Genomic DNA, 19,372 nt, shown 5'->3' with positions numbered 1-19,372 from the left:
AAGACTTATTCGCCCCAGACGTCGCCCAAGATACGGACCCAGTTTTCGCCCATGATCTTGCGCACAACACGCTCCGAATGGCCGCGTTTGAGCAGGGTTTCGGTCAGATTCGGGAACTCGCCGACGGTACGGATACCCAGCGGGTTGATGATCTTGCCGAAGTTGGTCAGGCGACGGGCGTAGCCCTTGTCGTGGGTCAGGTATTCAAAGAACTCCTGGCCATGGCCCTGCGTGAAGTCCGTGCCAATGCCGATGGCGTCTTCGCCCACGATGTTCATCACGTACTCGATGGCTTCGGCGTAGTCGTCGATGGTCGAGTCAATGCCTTTGGCCAGGAACGGCGCGAACATGGTCACGCCCACGAAGCCGCCGTGATCGGCGATGAACTTGAGTTCCGCGTCGGATTTGTTGCGAGGGTGCTCTTTGAGACCCGAAGGCAGGCAGTGGGAATAGGTCACTGGCTTCTTCGATTCGAGGATGACTTCTTCGGAGGTTTTTGAGCCCACGTGGGACAGGTCGCACATGATGCCGACGCGGTTCATTTCCGCAACGATTTCACGGCCGAAGCCCGACAGGCCGCCATCGCGCTCGTAGCAACCGGTGCCCACGAGGTTCTGGGTGTTGTAGCACATCTGCACGATGCCCACGCCCAGCTGCTTGAAGATCTCGACGTAGCCGATCTGGTCTTCGAAGGCGTGTGCGTTCTGGAAGCCGAACAGGATGCCGGTCTTGCCCAATTCTTTGGCTTTGCGGATGTCGGCGGTGTTGCGCACCTGGATCACCAGGTCGCTGTTGTCGCGGATCAGCTTCTGGCTCGACGCGATGCTGTTGACGGTCTGCTGAAAACCTTCCCACACCGAAACTGTGCAGTTGGCCATGGTCAGGCCACCCTTGCGCATGTCCTCGAACAGCTCACGGTTCCATTTGGCAATGATCAGCCCGTCAATAACGATGCTGTCGGCGTGCAATTCGGCTGGGCTCATCAGGCTGTCCCCTTTAGGTTAATCACGGGCCGGAACGTGTGCCGGCGCTTTGGGGCCAGCATATGCCTGAGGGTCGGAGGAGCCGGGTGCAAAAACGACAAGGGAATTGCCGAAAGCGTCAAGAAACGACAATGGGCGACCGCGAGCGTCTGCCGCCTGTGTTTGATAACTGTTCTTTGGCTCGCGCTTGGGCGAGAATTCGCTCCATCACTGAATCGGGAAGCTCCAATGAAGACGATTTTTCTGGCTCTGGCTCTATTCGCGACAGGCGCCCACGCGGCCGCTAACCCCGACGCCTCCCCTTGCGACGGCGTAGAAGATGACCATCAGACCCTCGGGTGCTCAGTGTCTCAACGCGACACGGCGGTCAAGCTGCTGGATGAGAACTTTCAGAACTTGCTGGAGCGGGTGAACACCCAGTACGGCGCCAACAAGGCCGAAGCGAACGACCTGATCGTCAAGCTGAAAACCGCCCAGGACGCCTGGAAGAAACTGCGCGACGCCGACTGCGCCGTTGAAGTCTTCCCGGCCAAACCCGGCAGCGAGGCATTCAACATCGACCAGAACGACTGCCTGGCGCGCACCAGTGATGAGCGCTCGGAGTACGTGGAAAGCATCCTCCAGCCTGAATGACGGTTGAATGCGCTACTCTGATGCCCGTTATCAGCTCAAGGTAGGCACATGAACATCTGCGGCGTAGAAATCAAAGGCAGCGAAGCGATCTTCGCTGTCGCCACTCGCGCATCCGGCGCCCTCGAACACGTGCCACTGGCGATTAAAAAGATCGCTCTTGAAGACGATGACGAGGCCGTCAACGTCAAAAATTTCGCCACGCAGATCACCCGCTTCGTGCGCGACAACGGCATCGCCCACATCGCCATCAAAAAACGCAGCAAGAAAGGCGAGTTCGCCGGCGGCCCGACCACGTTCAAGATCGAGACGATTTTCCAACTGCTGGAGGACTGCGAAGTGGTTCTGCTGTCCCCGCAGACGATCAATGCCCAGATGAAAAAGCACAATTTCGAGCTGCCAGCCGCGCTGAACAAGTATCAGCACGAGGCGTACAAGGCGGCGTGTTCGGCGCTGATGAAGGGCGCTAAGTAAATAGCCCTCGATCGTTCCCACGCTCCGCGTGGGAATGCCGCCCTGGACGCTCCGCGTCCGCTGTTGAGGGACGCAGAGCGTCTGCAGAGGCGCTACCACGCGGAGCGTGGGAACGATCAGTAAACTCACTCCCACAGGCTATTTAGCGTCTGCCGAAACCGGTTTTGGCTCACGCGCGGCCCGTCCGCGATCCTCTCTGGGGCACACCACGAACCGCGCCTTGTAGCTTCGCGTGAAATACGACGGCGATTCAAAGCCGCACGCAATGCTGACCTCCAGCACACTCATGTCACTTTGGCGCAACAGCTGCCGGGCTTTCTCAAGCCGCAGGCCGAGGTAGAAGTTACTCGGCGTGTCGTTCAAGTGCAGACGAAACAGGCGCTCCAGCTGACGACGCGTCACCTGAATGCCCTCCGCCAGTTCAAGCGTACTGAGAGGCGGCTCGGTGTGTTGCTCCATCACCCCGATCACCTGCACCAGCTTCTTGTTGTTGATGCCGTAGCGCGTGGCAATCTGCATGCGTTGGTGATCTTTGCGCTGACGAATGCGGCCGAGCACGAATTGTTCCGACACCTTGATCGCCAGGTCCGGGCCGTGCGCCTGACCGATCAGGTCGAGCATCAGGTCGATGGACGCCGTGCCGCCTGCCGAAGTAATACGACGGCGGTCGATTTCGAACAGCTCCTGGGTGGCCTGCAGTTTTGGGTAGGTTTCCTTGAACGCGTCCAGCGCTTCCCAATGCAGGGTCAGGCGATAGCCGTCCAGCAACCCTGCCTCGGCCAACACAAAGCTGCCGGTGTCGATGGCGCCCAGCGTCACGCCTTCCAGATCGAGTCGCCGCAGCCAGTGTTCCAGTGTCGAGGTGTAAAACTTCAACGGGTCGACACTGCCCATCACCCAAAGCGTTGCGCCCTTTTTCAACGGTTCAAGTGCCGCATCGGCGTTGACCGACATGCCGTTGCTGGCAATCACCGGCCCGCCGTCCATGCTCAGGATGTGCCAGCGGTACAGCTCGCCACCAAATCGATTGGCGACCCGCAATGGCTCCAGCGCCGAGACGAAGCCCATCATGGAAAAACCGGGCATGAGCAAGAAGTAGAAATCCTGGGACATCGTCGAGAAATTCCTTGAGAGCACCGCTGACCTTGTAAGAGCGCGCTTGCCCGCGATTGCGGTGTGTCATTCGCGCAGAGGTCGACTGACACACCGCAATCGCGGGCAAGCGCGCTCCTACACGGAACTGAGTTCACAGACTGCTAACCAAATACACCCGTTCCCGAAACCCGGCAACCGCACAGGTCGCTACCGTGCAAGAGCTTGTCGCCGCTGTGCGTTTTGAAGCGCTTTGGCCTGCGTAGCTTTGCACCTCAAAAGCGGGTGGCAAAAGCCCGCGTCAGACAAACGACCCTGGCCTGTAAGGAACCTCACTCATGAACCACGACGTCATCATCACCTGCGCACTCACCGGTGCTGGCGACACGACCGGGAAAAGCCATCTGGTCCCGATCACCCCGAAACAGATCGCCGCCGCTGCCGTTGAGGCCGCCAAAGCAGGCGCGACCGTCGTGCATTGTCATGTGCGTGATCCTGAAACCGGCAAGTTCAGCCGCGACGTCGAGCTGTACCGCGAAACCATGGACCGTATCCGTGAAGCGGACGTCGACATCATCGTCAACCTGACAGCCGGCATGGGCGGCGACCTGGAAATCGGCCCAGGCGAACGTCCTACCGATTTCGGCCCGAACACCGATCTGGTCGGCCCTCTTACGCGCCTGGCCCATGTTGAAGCGCTGTTACCGGAAATCTGCACGCTGGACTGCGGCACGCTCAACTTCGGCGACGGCGACACCATTTATGTGTCCACTCCGGCCCAACTGCGGGCGGGCGCCAAGCGCATTCAGGAACTGGGTGTGAAGGCCGAGCTGGAAATTTTCGACACCGGTCATCTGTGGTTCGCCAAGCAAATGATGAAAGAAGGCCTGCTGGACAATCCGCTGTTCCAGCTGTGCCTGGGCATTCCGTGGGGCGCACCCGCCGACACCACCACCATGAAAGCGATGGTCGACAACCTGCCAGCCGATGTGGTCTGGGCCGGTTTCGGCATCGGTCGCATGCAGATGCCGATGGCAGCACAAGCGGTGCTGTTGGGCGGCAACGTACGGGTCGGGCTGGAGGACAACATCTGGCTGGATAAGGGCGTGCTGGCGAGCAACGGTGCACTGGTCGAACGCGCCAGCGAAATCCTCAGCCGCATGGGCGCACGGGTCATGACCCCTGCCGAAGGCCGCGTGAAGATGGGCCTGAAAAAGCGTTTCTGATCCCACCTAAAACCCCACCTTGTAGGAGCGTGGCTCGTCCCGCGATCTGGCGCGAAGCGGCAGCAATTCCGGCGAATGCGGTATGTCGACATATTCCATTCGCTGGATTTACGACCGGTACCCGGCCGATCGCGGGACAAGCCGCGCTCCTACACGTTCTCTGTGAACCCATTTGCGAGTAGTCACCATGACCTTCATCACCAACATCAAAACCTTCGCCGCACTCGGTAGCGGTGTCATCGGCAGCGGCTGGGTGGCTCGCGCCCTCGCCCATGGCCTGGATGTTGTGGCCTGGGACCCGGCGCCGGGCGCCGAAGCCGCGCTGCGCAAACGCGTTGCCAATGCCTGGCCTGCGCTGGAACACAAAGGCCTGGCCGCCGGCGCGTCGCAGGACCGTCTGCGCTTCGTGACGACCATCGAAGAATGTGTGCGTGACGCGGACTTCATTCAGGAAAGTGCCCCGGAGCGCCTGGACCTGAAGCTTGATCTGCATAGCAAGATCAGCGCCGCAGCAAAGCCGAACGCGATTATTGGCTCCAGCACGTCGGGCCTGCTGCCTTCGGAGTTCTACGAAAGCGCTACCCACCCCGAACGTTGCGTGGTCGGCCACCCTTTCAACCCGGTGTACCTGCTGCCATTGGTCGAAGTCGTTGGCGGCAAGAACACCGCGCCGGAAGCCGTTCAGGCCGCGATCAAGGTCTACGAATCGCTGGGCATGCGCCCCCTGCACGTGCGCAAGGAAGTCCCAGGTTTTATTGCCGACCGTTTGCTGGAAGCGTTGTGGCGTGAGGCCCTGCACCTGGTCAACGACGGCGTGGCCACGACCGGAGAGATCGACGATGCCATCCGTTTCGGCGCCGGCCTTCGCTGGTCGTTCATGGGCACTTTCCTGACGTACACGCTGGCCGGCGGCGACGCTGGCATGCGTCACTTCATGGCGCAATTCGGCCCGGCGCTGCAGTTGCCGTGGACCTACCTGCCAGCGCCGGAACTGACCGACAAGCTGATTGACGATGTCGTCGACGGCACCAGCGATCAGCTTGGAACGCACAGCATCTCGGCGCTCGAGCGCTATCGCGATGACTGCCTGCTGGCCGTGCTGGAAGCCGTGAAAACCACCAAGGCCAAACACGGGATGGCGTTCAGCGACTGATCCCGCGCGAAATGCCTCTGATCGTTCCACACGCTCCGCGTGGGAATGCAGCCATGGACGCTCCGCGTCCCGCATGACGCAGAGCGTCAACCGATACGTACCCACGCAGAGCATGGGTACGATCATGCTTTAGAAACAGGACACGTCCATGCCCGCACTAACCACCTACAAAACCCCAATCCTCGCCGATTGGGTCGATTACAACGGCCATCTTCGCGATGCGTTCTATCTGCTGATCTTCAGCTATGCCACCGATGCGTTCATGGACCGCATTGGCCTGGCCAGCGATGACCGCGATGCCACTGGAAATTCGCTGTTCACCCTGGAGGCCCATATCAACTACCTGCACGAAGTGAAACTCGGCGAAGACGTTGAAGTGCGCACCCAGATCGTCGCCCATGACCGCAAGCGCGTTCAGCTCTACCACAGCCTTTACAAGGTCGGTGACGAGGAGGAACTGGCGGCCAGTGACCAAATGCTGCTTCACGTGGATCTCGCCGCAGGTCCCAAATCCGCGCCGTTCAGCGAGCAGTCACTGGAAGCGCTGCGCGTTCTGACCGAAGCGCAACACGACCAGCCGGCTCCTGCGTACGTGGGCCGTTCCATCGGCCTGCCCGTCAAGGCCTGAAACCTCACGCCACAGCGCGCTTCGCGCTCGTCGGTGAAGCGACGCTGGCGGTGGGTTCGTCGTCCAGTTTGATGAACATCGCCAACACCGGGCCCAGCAGAACGACGACGATGGAGGCGCTGAACGCTGCCATCCAGTTCGTACCCGTTACGTCCAGCAACCAGCCGATCACCACGGGCGAGACGGCCCCCGCCACCGCCATGCCAAAGAACGTGCACGCGCTGGAGGTCGCCGAATGCTCATGTGACACCTCTGTCCCGATGACCCACAGTGGGGAATCCGCCAGTTCCGAACAGAAGAACGAGAAGCTCAGGCCGGCCGCGCAGATGTAGATGTTCTGCGTGAACATCAGCGGTATCAACCCGATGATCGACGCCAGAAAGCCAAAGATGATCAGGTCGCGTCGCGAGCGCAGCTTGTTGCCGGTGACCTTGAAGCGCCAGTCCGACAGCATCCCGCCTACCGCTGTGCCTACAGTCCCGCCAAGCAAAACGAACGTTGAAAACAGCGCGGTCTTCGAAAGATCCATCCCGTAGCGCTGTGTGAAAAACGACGGAATCCAGTTCAGGAAAAACCACAGCACCCAGCCATGACAAAAGCACGTCGCCGCTGCGGGCCAGACTTTGCGCAGCATGGTGGGCCAATGCACGGGGGTTGGCGCTTTGACGGGCTCGATGACCACCGCTTCGACCTGTTTCTTCGACTCCCCGAGAATGAAATACATGGCAAACATGTACACCAGCGTCAGCACACCAAGGATGATGAACGCCGCACGCCAGGAGAACTGCAGAATCAGGAACGTGACGATCAGCGGCGCCAGCGCGTTGGCCAGCCGCCCGGAAGCATGCATGACGCCCTGAGCCGTACCGCGTTGCGCGATGGGGATGGCCCTCGCGATCATCCGCGCCGCCGTGGGATAGATCGGCGCTTCACCAATACCGACGACGAAACGGGCAATCACCAGGATGACCAAGCCACTGACCAGACCCGTGGCGATGGTCGCCACCGACCAGATCACCCCGTACAGCAGCATCGCCTTGCGCGAGCCGATCCGGTCACTCAGCCAGCCGCCAGGAATCATGAAACAGCTGTAGGCGACCGCAAAGGCCGAGAACATCATGCCCAGGTTGGTATTGCTGAAGCCCAGCTCCTTGCTGATGGTGGGAGCGGCGACCGCAAGGTTCGTGCGGTCGACATACATGATGAAAGCCATGACGCAGAGCAACACGAACGTCAGTGTTGCCCTGCGCTTCTGCGCAAGAGTCGGTAACATTTTATCCACCTGTTGTTATCTTTATCGTGGAACGAGCAGCCCGTTCGGACCGCTCGCGTCGCTAATTCGTACAGGGAACCTGTACCGCGACTTACTTGAAGAAGCCCTGAAGCACTTCATAGGTTTCGTCAGGGCATTCTTCCTGCAGGTAATGACCTGAGGGCACTGTGGCCGTCTGCACGATGTTGGTCGCGTAACGGCTCCAGACTTCTGCGGCGTTGTGGTTACGGCCCACCCCGCCTTTTTCGCCCCAGAGAATCAACGCCGGGGTGTCGACACGACGACCTGCGTCGAAGTCAGCGGTGTCCATGTCCAGATCGATGCCGAACGTGGCCCGGTAGTCTTCGCACATGGCGTGGGTGGTCGCCGGATTCTTGATGCAGCGAATGTAATCGGCCAGCGCCTCGGGCCCGAAAAAGGCGGTTCCCTGGGCGGTTTTCGACAGTTTGCGCAGAATGAAGAACTCAGGATCGGCGTCCATCATCCGCTCAGGCGTCGGCGCATCCTGGGTCATGAAGAACCAGTGCCAGGAAAATTTCGCCCACTGACGCGTGACGTTATTGAGCAGGTGATGCTGCGGCAGCATGTCGACGAAGCCGGCCTTGAGTACTTTTTCTGGATGATCCAGGCACATGCGGTGCAGCACACGGGCGCCACGATCGTGCCCGGCCGCATTGAACCGCTCGAAGCCAAGCGACTGCATCACTTCGACCTGATCCTGCGCCATAGCGCGGAACGAATAATCAGAGTGATCACCGCCGCCCTCGGGCTTGGAGCTGTCGCCGTAGCCACGCAGGTCGGTGCACACCACGGTAAAATCCTTTGCCAGGCGTGGTGCGATTTTGTGCCATGACAGGTGGTTAAACGGGTTGCCGTGCATCAGCAACAGCGGAGGACCCTCGCCACCGACGACGGTTACGATCTCGGCGCCGCTGGTTTTGACGGTGGTTTTGGTGAAATTCTCGAACATGTCGCCAGCCTCTTCTTATCGATTTTATGCTTGGGTACGAACGTCCTTTCCTGCGGGAAGCATTCCCTGTCTCGGTCTAGGCAGTCGCCACTTCACGTTTGTGTTTGCGTGCCGCAGCGTTGTCTGTCGCGACCCTGAAGGCAGCGGCCATCGCGCCCACGTCCGCCTTGCCGGTGCCGACGATGTCGTAGGCCACGCCGTGGGCCGGGGTCGCGTAAACGGTTTTGAGGCCGCCGGTCAGCGTCACGCCCTGGGAGAAACCCAGTAGCTTGGTCGCGATCTGCCCCTGATCGTGGTACATGATCACCACGGCATCGAAGTCGCCGTTTCGCGCCTTGATGAATACCGTGTCCGACGGAAACGGGCCTTCGCTGGCCAATCCCTTGGCGCGCAGTTTTTCCAGCGTCGGGCGGATGATCGTGATCTCTTCGTCGCCGAACAGGCCGTTTTCGCCATTGTGCGGATTGAGCGCCGCCACGCCGATGCGCGGCGCCGGGTTGCCCAGCGCGCGCAAGGTGTCGTGGGCCAGCTGCAGCGCGCCTTCGATGCGGTCCGGCTGGACCATATCAACGGCTTTGCGTAAGGCAACGTGCGAGGTCACGCGAAAGGTCGAGAACTGCGGGATGATATTGACTTCACCGAAGTAGCCGACATGATCGGTCCAGGCTGCGAACATCTGGTGCTCGTCGTGGTAATTCCAGCCGCCGCGATGCAGACCGGCCTTGTTCAGCGGCGCGAAGCAGATGCCGTCCAGCTCTCCGGCGAGTGCCAGGTCGGTCATGATTTTCAAGGTTTCGCCGGTCAGGCGGCCGGACTCGGCGCTGACCTGCCCCCGCTCGAACAACGAGGGGTCGACGTTGTGCAGGTCCAGCAAGGGAACGGCTTCGCCGGCGTGGTCGGCTTCGCTCAACGTGGAGATTTTGACGTACGGAAGGGTCAGGCCAGCATCGCGCATGCCAAGCTTCAGCACGCGCTCGTCACCGATGATCACGACGTCAGCCCGTTCACGTGCCTGGGGTGTCGAGAGCAGTTTGACCACCAGCTCAGGGCCGATGCCTGTGACATCACCGAGCATTAGTCCAATCAGAGGCTTCATCAGGTGTTTCTCCGGTCAGGGGTGTTGTTCTTGTGGTGACCCCCATCCTATTCCTGCCTCGATTCACAACAACGTGCAAACCGTGGGTGGCCAATTCACGGAATGTGGTTTCAAGATGTTTCACAACAGGTCTATAGGCTCCCCTCTGTGGGAGCGAATTCATTCGCGATGCTTACCTAAAGGCGACACCTCTCTGTCGGCTGTACCGGCTCATCGCGAATGAATTCGCTCCCACAGCTGGAGCCTGGCCTCCCCCGAAATCGAGCTCCCACAGAATCCCGGGCACAAAAAAAGCCCGCATCGCTGCGGGCTTTCTGTTTTCGGCTGACCGATCAATTCACGATCAGTTGACCTTGGCGTTCAACTCGCCTTTGGCGTAACGCTCGAACATCTTCTCCAGGGAGATCGGTTTGATCTTGGAGGCGTTGCCGGCGGTGCCGAAGGCTTCGTAACGGGCGATGCAGACGTCGCGCATGGCGGTGACGGTTTGCGCCAGGTATTTACGCGGGTCGAACTCGCTCGGGTTCTGGGCCATGAACCTACGGATGGCACCGGTGGACGCCAGACGCAGGTCGGTGTCGATGTTGACCTTGCGCACGCCGTGCTTGATGCCTTCAACGATTTCTTCGACCGGTACACCGTAGGTTTCTTTGATGTCGCCGCCGAACTCGTTGATGATTTTCAGCCATTCCTGTGGAACGGACGAAGAACCGTGCATCACCAGGTGAGTGTTAGGGATGCGCTTGTGGATTTCTTTGATGCGCTCGATCGCCAGGATGTCGCCGGTCGGCGGCTTGGTGAACTTGTAAGCGCCGTGGCTGGTGCCGATGGCGATGGCCAGGGCATCTACCTGAGTCTTCTTAACGAAGTCAGCGGCTTCTTCCGGATCGGTCAGCATCTGGCTGTGGTCCAGAACGCCTTCAGCGCCAACGCCGTCTTCTTCACCGGCCATGCCGGTTTCCAGCGAACCCAGAACACCCAGCTCACCTTCTACCGAAACGCCACAGGCGTGTGCCATGGCAACGGTTTCCTGAGTCACGCGCACGTTGTACTCGTAATCCGCCGGGCTCTTGCCGTCTTCGCGCAGCGAGCCGTCCATCATCACCGAGCTGAAGCCCAGTTGAATCGAACGCTGGCAAATGGCAGGGCTGGTGCCGTGGTCCTGGTGCATGACCACCGGGATGTGCGGGAATTCTTCGATGGCCGCCAGGATCAGGTGGCGCAGGAACGGCGCACCGGCGTATTTACGCGCACCGGCCGAAGCCTGAACGATCACCGGGGAATCGGTCTTGTCGGCCGCTTCCATAATGGCGCGCATCTGTTCCAGGTTGTTCACGTTGAATGCAGGAACGCCGTAGCCGAATTCGGCGGCGTGGTCCAACATCTGGCGCATGCTGATAAGTGCCATTGTCTGTCTCTCTCCCGGTAGGGTCGTTAATCGTGCGTGCCTGCCGTGTCGGCGGCTATTCAAATTATAGGGGCGTAATCCATGATCACCGCCCGGTGTTGCATCGGCCGAGCCGCCTGGCCCGTTAAGGCGCCTTGCAGCCGCGACCGATCAAATCGTTGGTAGCGTCCCAGTAAACCAGGCCTTCGCTGCCCTTGTTGTCGAACGCCAGTACACCGTTGCTGTACAGCGCGCCGGATGCACCGGGCGCTGCTTGCAGACGGAAGACCTGCTCGCTCTGATTCAAGCGCACGTCCACCTCTTTGTTCGCTGGATCGGCATACCGCCAGTAAATCTCCGCTTTGCTGTCACAGACCCAGTGGGTCCAGCCGGCAACCGGTTCAGAAGCCTTCATGCTGGCGCAACCGCCCAGCAGCATCAGTGTCGCAAGGGCAATCAAGCCTTTCATTACCACTCCTGGATCCCCTGCGAAGCGTGACGCGTGTCAGTCACTTCGATACCCAGGGGCAGTTCTGTTTCAGATGTTCCGGTACGCCGTCAGTTCAGATTCAGCGACAGGCAACCGGTCCGACAGCGGGCATGAACTCGTATTTTTCCCAGACCTCAGGACCGCCGCGCTTGTAAACGATCGGTACGGTTTCAGCCTGCCAGCCAGCCTGATAGCAGCTGACCTGAAGCAGGTCGGGCGCGGTGCCAGACGCCGCTTGCGCTTCAGGCTTGCTCGCACAACCGACCAGTAAGCCCGCCATGATCAACAGCGGTAATGGCTTGAGCATCTCACTCCCCTTCACCCTGACCTGACATCAGGCCTTGGCGCGTTGTTCCAGAACTTCCACGGCAGGCAATACCTTGCCCTCGACGAACTCGAGGAACGCGCCGCCACCGGTGGAAATGTAGGAGATCTTCTCGCCCACACCGTATTTGTCGATTGCAGCCAGGGTGTCACCGCCGCCTGCGATGGAAAACGCAGGGCTTTCAGCAATCGCCTGCGCCAGCACCTTGGTGCCGTTGCCGAACTGGTCAAATTCAAACACGCCGACCGGACCGTTCCACAGAATAGTCTTGGAAGATTTCAACAAGTCGGCGAAATGCGCGGCAGTTTTCGGGCCAATGTCCAGAATCATGTCGTCATCGGCAACGTCAGCAATCAGCTTGACTGTGGCTTCTGCATCTTCGGCGAATTTCTTGGCGACTACGACGTCGACTGGCAATGGAACGCTGACCTTCGCGGCAATGGCGCGGGCAGTGTCCAGCAGGTCCGGCTCATACAGCGACTTGCCAACCGGATGGCCGGCTGCAGCCAAGAAGGTATTGGCAATACCGCCGCCGACGATCAGTTGATCGCAGATCTGGCTCAGGCTGTTCAGCACGTCCAGCTTGGTGGAAACCTTGGAACCGGCAACGATCGCGGCCATTGGCTTGGCGGGTTTGCCCAGCGCCTTGCCCAGTGCGTCCAGCTCGGTCGCCAGCAACGGACCGGCTGCCGCGACTTTGGCGAACTTGGCCACGCCATGGGTCGAGCCCTCGGCGCGGTGAGCAGTGCCGAAGGCGTCCATCACGAACACGTCGCACAGGGCGGCGTACTTCTGCGCCAGGTCGTCGGCGTTTTTCTTCTCGCCCTTGTTAAAGCGCACGTTTTCGAACAACACGATGTCGCCCGCTTTCACGTCCACGCCATCCAGATACTCGGCCACCAGCGGCACTTCACGCCCCAATGCCTTGCTCAGGTAGTCGGCGACCGGCTTGAGGCTGTTCTCGGCAGAAAACTCACCCTCGGTCGGACGACCCAGGTGCGAGCACACCATGACGGCGGCGCCCTTTTCCAACGCCAGCTTGATGGTCGGCAGCGAAGCAAGAATACGTGCGTCGCTGGTGACGACACCGTCCTTGACCGGGACGTTGAGGTCTTCGCGAATCAGTACACGCTTACCTTGCAGATCGAGGTCGGTCATCTTCAACACGGTCATGAGGCGTTCCCTGTTTTTTACTGTTGTTTATGGATGCTGTGCAAATAATGATCAGCAACATCCAGCATTCGATTGGCAAAACCCCATTCATTGTCGAACCATGCCAGCACGTTGACCAGCCGCGGGCCGGAAACCCGTGTCTGGCTGGCGTCGATAATGGCCGAATGAGGGTCATGGTTGAAATCACAGCTGGCGTGCGGCAATTCGGTGTAAGCCAGCAAGCCTTTGAGCGGGCCGCTCGTCGCGGCCTCGCGCAGGATGCGGTTGATTTCCAGCGCATCGGTATCACGTGCGACCTGCACCGTGATGTCCAGGCAAGACACATTCACCGTCGGCACCCGAACTGCTTTGGCCTGAATTCGGCCGGCAAGTTCCGGAAGCAGGCGCTCGATACCACGCGCCAGACCAGTGGACACCGGAATGATCGACTGGAACGCCGAACGCGTGCGACGCAGGTCTTCATGATGATAGGCGTCAATCACCGGTTGGTCGTTCATCGCCGAGTGAATCGTGGTGATGGTGACGTATTCCAGGCCCAGCTCGCGGTTCAGCAGATCCAGCAACGGCACGCTGCAGTTGGTGGTGCAGGACGCGGCAGAAACCAGCAGCTCTTGGCCCGTCAGGTTTTGCTGGTTGATGCCGTAGACGATGGTGGCGTCGACATCCGCCTCGCTGGCCATCGGCTGTGAAAACAGCACGCGCGGCGCACGAGCAGACAGAAAACGTTCGCCGTCAGCACGGGTGTTGTAGACACCCGAGCACTCGAGCACCAGATCGACGTCGAGTTCGTGCCAGTCGATGCCTTCCGGCGTCGCGCTGCGAAACACTTTGATGACGTGATCGTTGATGTGCAGAAAATCGCCTTCGACCCGCACTTCGCCGGGAAACCGGCCGTGTGTGGAGTCAAAGCGCGTCAGGTATTCGAGACTGGCCATGTCGGCCAGGTCGTTGATTGCCACCACTTCAAAGCCCGCCTTCGCACCTCGCTCGCACAGCGCGCGCAGCACGCAGCGGCCGATACGACCGTAACCATTGAGGGCGACTTTATAAGGGCGTGACTGAGGCATGGGGTTCTCGGTTTTGAATGACACAAAGAACCTGTAGGAGCGCGCTTGCCCGCGATTGCAATGTGTCAGCGAAGTATCCGGTGACAGGCAGATCGCAATCGCGGGCAAGCGCGCTCCTACAGAGAGAGCGCAGGCGACTTAGTCTTCCAGCAGCTCTTCTGCGGTGGAGAGGATGTTCTCCAGCGTGAAGCCGAACTCTTCAAACAACAGGTTCGCTGGCGCCGACTCACCAAAGGTGGTCATGCCAATCACGCGGCCTTCCAGGCCCACGTACTTGTACCAGTAGTCCGCGTGGGCAGCCTCGATGGCGATACGGGCGCTGACTTCCAGCGGCAGAACCGACTGCTTGTACTCCGCACTCTGGGTTTCGAAGACGCTGGTGCACGGCATGGAAACCACACGCACCTTCCTGCCTTCGGCGGTCAGCTTGTCGAACGCCTGAACCGCCAGGCCGACTTCGGAACCGGTAGCGATCAGGATCAGCTCAGGTTCGCCGTCGCAGTCACGCAGCACGTAGCCACCACGGTTGATGTCAGCCAGCTGCTGCGCATCGCGAGCCTGATGCTGCAGGTTCTGACGGGAGAAGATCAGCGCCGAAGGACCGTCGTCACGCTCGATGGCGTGCTTCCAGGCCACGGCCGATTCAACGGCGTCAGCTGGACGCCAGCAGTCAAGGTTCGGCGTAGTGCGAAGGCTGGTCAGTTGCTCGATCGGCTGGTGAGTCGGGCCGTCTTCGCCCAGACCGATGGAGTCGTGGGTGAACACATAGATGACACGCTTCTTCATCAGCGAGGACATGCGCACAGCGTTGCGGGCGTATTCCATGAAGATCAGGAAGGTCGCGCCGTAAGGCACGAAACCGCCGTGCAGGGCGATACCGTTCATGATCGCGCCCATGCCGAACTCACGCACACCGTAGTGCAGGTAGTTACCGTCAGCGTCTTCTCCGGTGATGCTCTTGCAACCTTTCCAGATGGTCAGGTTGGAACCGGCCAGGTCAGCCGAGCCGCCGAGGAACTCAGGCAGCAGCGGACCGAAGTTGCTCAGGGCATTCTGGCTGGCTTTACGGCTGGCGATGGTTTCGCCCTTGGCGTTCACTTCCGCCACGTACGCAGCGGACTTTTCAGCGAAGTCGGCAGGCAGCTCGCCGCTCATGCGACGGATCAGCTCGTTGGCCAGCTCAGGGAATGCAGCGGAGTAAGCAGCGAAACGCTGATCCCACTCGGCTTCGGTGGCCAGGCCTTTTTCCTTGGCGTCCCACTCTGTGTAGATATCAGCCGGGATTTCGAACGGACCGTGGGTCCATTTCAGCGCGGCACGGGTCAGAGCGATTTCGTCGTTGCCCAGTGGAGCGCCGTGGCACTCTTCCTTGCCTTGCTTGTTCGGCGAGCCGAAGCCGATGGTGGTCTTGCAGCAGATCAGGGTCGGCTTGTCGCTCTTGCGAGCGGTGTCGATGGCGGTCTTGATCTCGTCGGCGTCATGGCCGTCGACGTTGCGGATCACCAGCCAGCCGTACGACTCAAAGCGCTTTGGCGTGTCATCGGTGAACCAGCCCTCGACTTCGCCGTCGATGGAGATGCCGTTGTCGTCGTAGAACGCGACCAGCTTGTTCAGGCGCAGGGTGCCTGCCAACGAAGCGACTTCGTGGGAAATGCCTTCCATCATGCAGCCATCACCCATGAACACATAGGTGTGGTGGTCGACGATGTTGTGGCCCGGGCGGTTGAATTGCGCGCCCAGGGTTTTCTCGGCAACAGCGAAACCGACGGCGTTGGCGAAACCCTGACCCAGCGGGCCGGTGGTGGTTTCAACGCCTGGTGTGTAGCCGTATTCCGGGTGACCCGGTGTGCGGCTGTGCAATTGACGGAAGTTCTTCAGGTCGTCAATCGACAGGTCGTAACCGGTCAGGTGCAGCAGCGAGTAAATCAGCATCGAGCCGTGGCCGTTGGACAGGATGAAACGGTCACGGTCAGCGAAGTTAGGGTTGCTCGGGTTGTGCTTCAGATAATCGCGCCACAGGACTTCAGCGATATCCGCCATGCCCATCGGGGCTCCTGGGTGGCCGCTGTTGGCCTTTTGCACGGCATCCATGCTGAGGGCACGAATGGCATTGGCACGCTCACGACGGCTGGGCATCGCTGATCTCCTGGGGCAGAAAGAAGTGGGACCTGAAAAAGGCGGCCATTTTCCCTCAGGCACTGCTTCGGAGCAATGACAGATACAGTCCGAAGCACGATTTTCCTGAGTTGTGGACGTTTTTTGCTCTGCCTTGTAAGCGATGTGCCCGCAAAAGGCAGCATCACGGCGCCTGGCCGTCGCCACCCATCGACCAATATCAAAACTTTTTGATATTGGTCTTGCAGCCTGTCCGGTCGATAACTAGACTGCCTGCCCTATGAACCTTCGCGTGCCTGCCATTAGCCATGACCAAAGCGACGAACTGGCTGCCTTGTGCAAGGCCGGTGGCGACCCGCTGCGTCTGAATGTGCTGCGTGCGCTGTCGAACGATTCATTCGGGGTGCTGGAACTGGCGCAGATTTTCGCCATCGGTCAGTCCGGCATGAGCCACCATTTGAAGGTGCTGGCCCAGGCGGATCTGGTCGCGACGCGCCGCGAAGGCAATGCGATTTTTTATCGCCGCGCCCTGCCCCACACTGAACAGATCGGCGGCAAGCTGCACGCGGCGCTGCTCGAAGAAGTCGATGGCCTGACACTGCCCGACGACGTACGAAGCCGGATCGGCCTGGTGCATCGTCAACGCGCCAACGCCAGCCAGGACTTCTTCGCCCGCACCGCAGAAAAATTTCGTGCCCAGCAGGACCTGATCGCAGGACTGCCTCAGTACCGCGACAGCCTGCTGTCGTTGCTCGACAAGCTAGGCTTCGGTGCCGACGCGACCGCGGTTGAAGTCGGCCCCGGCGATGGCGGGTTTCTGCCTGACCTGGCGCAGCGCTTCCGGCATGTCACAGGTCTGGATAACAGCCCGGCCATGCTCGAACTCGCACGTGCAATCTGCGAGCAGAAGGCGCTGAGTAATGTTGAGCTGAAACTGGCCGATGCATTGGCCAACGCTAATGTTTCCGGCGACTGCGTCGTCTTGAATATGGTGCTTCATCATTTCGCTGCACCGGCCGAAGCATTGAAACAATTGGCCAACCTGTTGCAACCGGGCGGTAGCCTCTTGGTGACAGAGTTGTGCAGCCACGACCAGAGCTGGGCCAAGGAGGCCTGTGGCGATCTCTGGTTAGGTTTCGAACAGGAAGATCTGGCCCGTTGGGCCATCGCTGCGGGGCTGGTCCCCGGGGAAAGCCTGTACATAGGCTTACGTAATGGTTTCCAGATTCAGGTCCGCCATTTTCAGCGACCGGCTGGCAACACTCACCATCGGTAATACTCAGGAAAACCGTCGAGATGAGCGAATACTCCCTTTTCACCTCCGAGTCCGTGTCCGAAGGGCATCCGGACAAAATCGCCGACCAGATCTCTGATGCGGTGCTGGACGCCATCATTGCCCAGGACAAACACGCTCGCGTAGCGGTTGAAACCCTGGTCAAGACCGGCGTTGCCATCGTTGCTGGCGAAGTCACCACCAGCGCGTGGGTTGACCTGGAGCAGATCGTTCGTGACGTGATCAGCGACATCGGCTACACCAGCTCCGACGTCGGCTTCGACGGCGCGACCTGCGGCGTGATGAACATCATCGGCAAGCAGTCCCCGGACATCAACCAGGGTGTCGACCGTGCCAAGCCTGAAGATCAGGGCGCCGGCGATCAGGGCCTGATGTTCGGCTACGCCAGCAACGAAACCGCCGAACTGATGCCAGCGCCGATCGCGTTCTCGCACCAGTTGGTCAAGCGTCAGGCTGAAGCCCGTAAATCGGGTCTGCTGCCTTGGCTGCGTCCAGACGCCAAATCCCAGGTCACCTGCCGCTACGAAAACGGCATCGTGGTCGGTATCGACGCGATCGTTCTGTCGACTCAGCACAACCCTGAAGTCTCGTACGCCGACCTGCGCGAAGGCGTCATGGAGCTGATCGTCAAGCACGTGCTGCCTGCCGAGCTGCTGCACAAAGACACCCAGTTCCACATCAACCCGACTGGCCAGTTCATCATCGGTGGCCCGGTAGGTGACTGCGGTCTGACCGGTCGCAAGATCATCGTCGACAGCTACGGCGGCATGGCCCGTCACGGCGGCGGCGCGTTCTCCGGCAAGGATCCATCGAAGGTTGACCGTTCGGCTGCTTACGCTGGCCGTTACGTTGCCAAGAACATCGTCGCTGCCGGCCTGGCCGAGCGTTGCGAGATTCAGGTGTCCTACGCCATCGGCGTCGCGCAACCGACGTCGATCTCGCTGAACACCTTCGGCACCGGCAAGATCAGCGACGACAAGATCGTCAAACTGGTCCGCGAGCACTTCGATCTGCGTCCATACGCGATCACCACCATGCTCGACCTGCTGCACCCGATGTACCAGGAAACCGCCGCTTACGGCCACTTCGGCCGCACGCCGGAAACCAAGACCGTGGGCGACGACACCTTCTCCACGTTCACCTGGGAAAAAACCGACCGCGCCGCCGCTCTTCGCGCTGCTGCCGGCCTGTAAAACGCCCGGCTGCTTGATGCAGCCGACAGCGTCATAAAAAGCCCCTGTCGATGAGAATCGTCAGGGGCTTTTTGCATTCAGGCCCTGCGCGCCACCAGTAAAAACGACGCAGCACTTGCCAGCAGTCCAGCGCAAATGCGATTGAACAGACGCTTGCCGCTTGGCTTGGCGAACAACCGGCGTGCGTGGATACCCATGTAGCAATAAAGCGCGATGGCAATGCATTCGAGCCCGAGGAACATCGCGCCCAGTTGCGCGAACTGGGTGGTCATTGCGCCGGAACGGTCTACGAATTGCGGCAGAAAGGCGGTGAATAACAGAATCGCCTTGGGATTACCGATCGCGACCAAAAATTCCTGCCGGGCTAATCGCCCCAGCCCGACCTGAGAAACGGTCTCATCCACGTGAGAATCCGCCCGAGCGCGCCACAGTTGCAGGGCCAGATAAAACAGGTACGCCGCGCCGACCATCTTGATCGCATGAAACAGCCACTCGGAGGTGTGTAGCACAGCGGTCAATCCTGCAGCCGCCAAGGCAATCATGATGGCGAACGCCAGCAAGCGCCCAAGCCCGCCGCTGCAGGCACGCGCGAAGCCATAGCGCGACGCGTTACTGATCGACAGCAGGTTGTTTGGGCCCGGTGCCATGTTCAGGGCGAAGCAGGCAGGAATAAAGACGGCGAGGGTCGACAGGTCCATTTTGGTAGGCGTCCTTTGTAGGCGCAGGATTGAAACATCATTTTGCACTCGTCCTGAAACGGCTCAAGGGACAGCTATGCAGCGAAAGCGGGCTCGACTGTACCG

General features: G+C 60.1%; 19 protein-coding genes. 7 read left to right on the top strand and 12 right to left on the bottom strand.

Annotation, left to right across the window (positions count from 1 at the left end; genetic code table 11):
• Positions 1 to 5 precede the first annotated feature (5 nt).
• On the bottom strand, positions 6 to 983 hold the full coding sequence (locus AB4N84_RS12635; RefSeq protein ID WP_074752313.1) for a dipeptidase: 978 nt from the start codon (positions 981 to 983) through the stop codon (positions 6 to 8).
• Positions 984 to 1,211: 228 nt separating this feature from the next.
• Between AB4N84_RS12635 and AB4N84_RS12630 the strand changes: the two genes are divergently transcribed.
• Positions 1,212 to 1,616 (top strand): lysozyme inhibitor LprI family protein, encoded by a 405-nt coding sequence (locus AB4N84_RS12630; RefSeq protein WP_460046578.1) that lies wholly within the window; start codon positions 1,212 to 1,214, stop codon positions 1,614 to 1,616.
• Positions 1,617 to 1,664: 48 nt separating this feature from the next.
• A complete protein-coding gene (locus AB4N84_RS12625) occupies positions 1,665 to 2,087 on the top strand; it encodes a DUF3010 family protein (protein WP_460046577.1) in 423 nt (140 codons plus the stop codon).
• Between the two features lie 138 nt (positions 2,088 to 2,225).
• Here the strand turns inward: AB4N84_RS12625 and AB4N84_RS12620 are convergent, their stop codons facing one another.
• Positions 2,226 to 3,200: a GlxA family transcriptional regulator gene (locus AB4N84_RS12620; RefSeq protein WP_460046576.1), complete on the bottom strand. Its 975-nt coding sequence runs from the start codon at positions 3,198 to 3,200 to the stop codon at positions 2,226 to 2,228.
• Between the two features lie 317 nt (positions 3,201 to 3,517).
• On the opposite strand from AB4N84_RS12620, the gene AB4N84_RS12615 reads away from it, so the two are divergent.
• The 3 genes from AB4N84_RS12615 to AB4N84_RS12605 all read left to right on the top strand — a co-directional run bounded on the left by AB4N84_RS12615 (position 3,518) and on the right by AB4N84_RS12605 (position 6,186).
• Positions 3,518 to 4,405, top strand: coding sequence for a beta-keto acid cleavage family enzyme (locus tag AB4N84_RS12615; RefSeq protein ID WP_074752317.1), 888 nt, complete (start codon positions 3,518 to 3,520; stop codon positions 4,403 to 4,405).
• Positions 4,406 to 4,592: 187 nt separating this feature from the next.
• Positions 4,593 to 5,558 carry an L-carnitine dehydrogenase gene (locus tag AB4N84_RS12610; RefSeq protein ID WP_074752318.1) on the top strand — a complete coding sequence of 322 codons (966 nt, stop codon included), beginning with the start codon at positions 4,593 to 4,595 and terminating at the stop codon, positions 5,556 to 5,558.
• 148 nt (positions 5,559 to 5,706) lie between these two features.
• Positions 5,707 to 6,186 carry a thioesterase family protein gene (locus tag AB4N84_RS12605; RefSeq protein WP_460046574.1) on the top strand — a complete coding sequence of 160 codons (480 nt, stop codon included), beginning with the start codon at positions 5,707 to 5,709 and terminating at the stop codon, positions 6,184 to 6,186.
• A 4-nt stretch (positions 6,187 to 6,190) separates the two neighbouring features.
• Here AB4N84_RS12605 and AB4N84_RS12600 read toward each other — a convergent pair whose 3' ends face one another.
• The 9 genes from AB4N84_RS12600 to tkt form a co-directional block, all read right to left on the bottom strand.
• Positions 6,191 to 7,459 (bottom strand): MFS transporter, encoded by a 1,269-nt coding sequence (locus tag AB4N84_RS12600; protein ID WP_460046572.1) that lies wholly within the window; start codon positions 7,457 to 7,459, stop codon positions 6,191 to 6,193.
• Positions 7,460 to 7,550: 91 nt separating this feature from the next.
• Positions 7,551 to 8,429 (bottom strand): alpha/beta fold hydrolase, encoded by an 879-nt coding sequence (locus tag AB4N84_RS12595; protein WP_346833047.1) that lies wholly within the window; start codon positions 8,427 to 8,429, stop codon positions 7,551 to 7,553.
• 76 nt (positions 8,430 to 8,505) lie between these two features.
• The gene (locus AB4N84_RS12590) at positions 8,506 to 9,525 is read right to left on the bottom strand and encodes a PdxA family dehydrogenase (protein WP_074752322.1); all 1,020 of its coding nucleotides are present in this window, start codon (positions 9,523 to 9,525) and stop codon (positions 8,506 to 8,508) included.
• A 343-nt stretch (positions 9,526 to 9,868) separates the two neighbouring features.
• On the bottom strand, positions 9,869 to 10,933 hold the full coding sequence (fba, locus tag AB4N84_RS12585) for a class II fructose-bisphosphate aldolase (protein ID WP_074752323.1): 1,065 nt from the start codon (positions 10,931 to 10,933) through the stop codon (positions 9,869 to 9,871).
• Between the two features lie 124 nt (positions 10,934 to 11,057).
• Positions 11,058 to 11,381 carry an MliC family protein gene (locus AB4N84_RS12580; protein WP_074752324.1) on the bottom strand — a complete coding sequence of 108 codons (324 nt, stop codon included), beginning with the start codon at positions 11,379 to 11,381 and terminating at the stop codon, positions 11,058 to 11,060.
• Between the two features lie 100 nt (positions 11,382 to 11,481).
• Positions 11,482 to 11,709: a putative periplasmic lipoprotein gene (locus AB4N84_RS12575; RefSeq protein ID WP_074752325.1), complete on the bottom strand. Its 228-nt coding sequence runs from the start codon at positions 11,707 to 11,709 to the stop codon at positions 11,482 to 11,484.
• A gap of 27 nt (positions 11,710 to 11,736) precedes the next feature.
• Entirely contained in the window at positions 11,737 to 12,900 is a 1,164-nt protein-coding gene (locus AB4N84_RS12570) for a phosphoglycerate kinase (protein ID WP_460046570.1), read from the bottom strand.
• Positions 12,901 to 12,917: 17 nt separating this feature from the next.
• Positions 12,918 to 13,967 (bottom strand): erythrose-4-phosphate dehydrogenase, encoded by a 1,050-nt coding sequence (gene epd / locus AB4N84_RS12565; protein WP_460046569.1) that lies wholly within the window; start codon positions 13,965 to 13,967, stop codon positions 12,918 to 12,920.
• Positions 13,968 to 14,105: 138 nt separating this feature from the next.
• A complete protein-coding gene (gene tkt, locus AB4N84_RS12560) occupies positions 14,106 to 16,103 on the bottom strand; it encodes a transketolase (RefSeq protein ID WP_460046568.1) in 1,998 nt (665 codons plus the stop codon).
• Between the two features lie 259 nt (positions 16,104 to 16,362).
• Between tkt and AB4N84_RS12555 the strand changes: the two genes are divergently transcribed.
• Complete coding sequence (locus AB4N84_RS12555) at positions 16,363 to 17,358, top strand: ArsR/SmtB family transcription factor (protein WP_074752329.1); 996 nt, start codon at positions 16,363 to 16,365, stop codon at positions 17,356 to 17,358.
• Positions 17,359 to 17,378: 20 nt separating this feature from the next.
• Positions 17,379 to 18,569, top strand: a complete 1,191-nt coding sequence (metK, locus tag AB4N84_RS12550) for a methionine adenosyltransferase (RefSeq protein ID WP_062385395.1) — start codon at positions 17,379 to 17,381, stop codon at positions 18,567 to 18,569.
• A 77-nt stretch (positions 18,570 to 18,646) separates the two neighbouring features.
• Here the strand turns inward: metK and AB4N84_RS12545 are convergent, their stop codons facing one another.
• The gene (locus AB4N84_RS12545) at positions 18,647 to 19,267 is read right to left on the bottom strand and encodes a LysE family translocator (protein ID WP_460046567.1); all 621 of its coding nucleotides are present in this window, start codon (positions 19,265 to 19,267) and stop codon (positions 18,647 to 18,649) included.
• Positions 19,268 to 19,372: the final 105 nt, after the last annotated feature.

Source organism: Pseudomonas sp. S2_H01 (assembly GCF_054668305.1).
The sequence above is the reverse complement of the archived record's forward strand: the minus strand, read 5'-3'. Positions and strand labels throughout refer to the sequence as shown.

Excerpts from the sequence above, each read along its gene's own strand:
- AB4N84_RS12635 (WP_074752313.1), bottom strand. The coding sequence starts at position 983 with ATGAGCCCAGCCGAATTGCACGCCGACAGCATCGTTATTGACGGGCTG.
- AB4N84_RS12630 (WP_460046578.1), top strand. The coding sequence starts at position 1,212 with ATGAAGACGATTTTTCTGGCTCTGGCTCTATTCGCGACAGGCGCCCAC.
- AB4N84_RS12625 (WP_460046577.1), top strand. The coding sequence starts at position 1,665 with ATGAACATCTGCGGCGTAGAAATCAAAGGCAGCGAAGCGATCTTCGCT.
- AB4N84_RS12620 (WP_460046576.1), bottom strand. The coding sequence starts at position 3,200 with ATGTCCCAGGATTTCTACTTCTTGCTCATGCCCGGTTTTTCCATGATG.
- AB4N84_RS12615 (WP_074752317.1), top strand. The coding sequence starts at position 3,518 with ATGAACCACGACGTCATCATCACCTGCGCACTCACCGGTGCTGGCGAC.
- AB4N84_RS12610 (WP_074752318.1), top strand. The coding sequence starts at position 4,593 with ATGACCTTCATCACCAACATCAAAACCTTCGCCGCACTCGGTAGCGGT.
- AB4N84_RS12605 (WP_460046574.1), top strand. The coding sequence starts at position 5,707 with ATGCCCGCACTAACCACCTACAAAACCCCAATCCTCGCCGATTGGGTC.
- AB4N84_RS12600 (WP_460046572.1), bottom strand. The coding sequence starts at position 7,459 with ATGTTACCGACTCTTGCGCAGAAGCGCAGGGCAACACTGACGTTCGTG.
- AB4N84_RS12595 (WP_346833047.1), bottom strand. The coding sequence starts at position 8,429 with ATGTTCGAGAATTTCACCAAAACCACCGTCAAAACCAGCGGCGCCGAG.
- AB4N84_RS12590 (WP_074752322.1), bottom strand. The coding sequence starts at position 9,525 with ATGAAGCCTCTGATTGGACTAATGCTCGGTGATGTCACAGGCATCGGC.
- fba (WP_074752323.1), bottom strand. The coding sequence starts at position 10,933 with ATGGCACTTATCAGCATGCGCCAGATGTTGGACCACGCCGCCGAATTC.
- AB4N84_RS12580 (WP_074752324.1), bottom strand. The coding sequence starts at position 11,381 with ATGAAAGGCTTGATTGCCCTTGCGACACTGATGCTGCTGGGCGGTTGC.
- AB4N84_RS12575 (WP_074752325.1), bottom strand. The coding sequence starts at position 11,709 with ATGCTCAAGCCATTACCGCTGTTGATCATGGCGGGCTTACTGGTCGGT.
- AB4N84_RS12570 (WP_460046570.1), bottom strand. The coding sequence starts at position 12,900 with ATGACCGTGTTGAAGATGACCGACCTCGATCTGCAAGGTAAGCGTGTA.
- epd (WP_460046569.1), bottom strand. The coding sequence starts at position 13,967 with ATGCCTCAGTCACGCCCTTATAAAGTCGCCCTCAATGGTTACGGTCGT.
- tkt (WP_460046568.1), bottom strand. The coding sequence starts at position 16,103 with ATGCCCAGCCGTCGTGAGCGTGCCAATGCCATTCGTGCCCTCAGCATG.
- AB4N84_RS12555 (WP_074752329.1), top strand. The coding sequence starts at position 16,363 with ATGAACCTTCGCGTGCCTGCCATTAGCCATGACCAAAGCGACGAACTG.
- metK (WP_062385395.1), top strand. The coding sequence starts at position 17,379 with ATGAGCGAATACTCCCTTTTCACCTCCGAGTCCGTGTCCGAAGGGCAT.
- AB4N84_RS12545 (WP_460046567.1), bottom strand. The coding sequence starts at position 19,267 with ATGGACCTGTCGACCCTCGCCGTCTTTATTCCTGCCTGCTTCGCCCTG.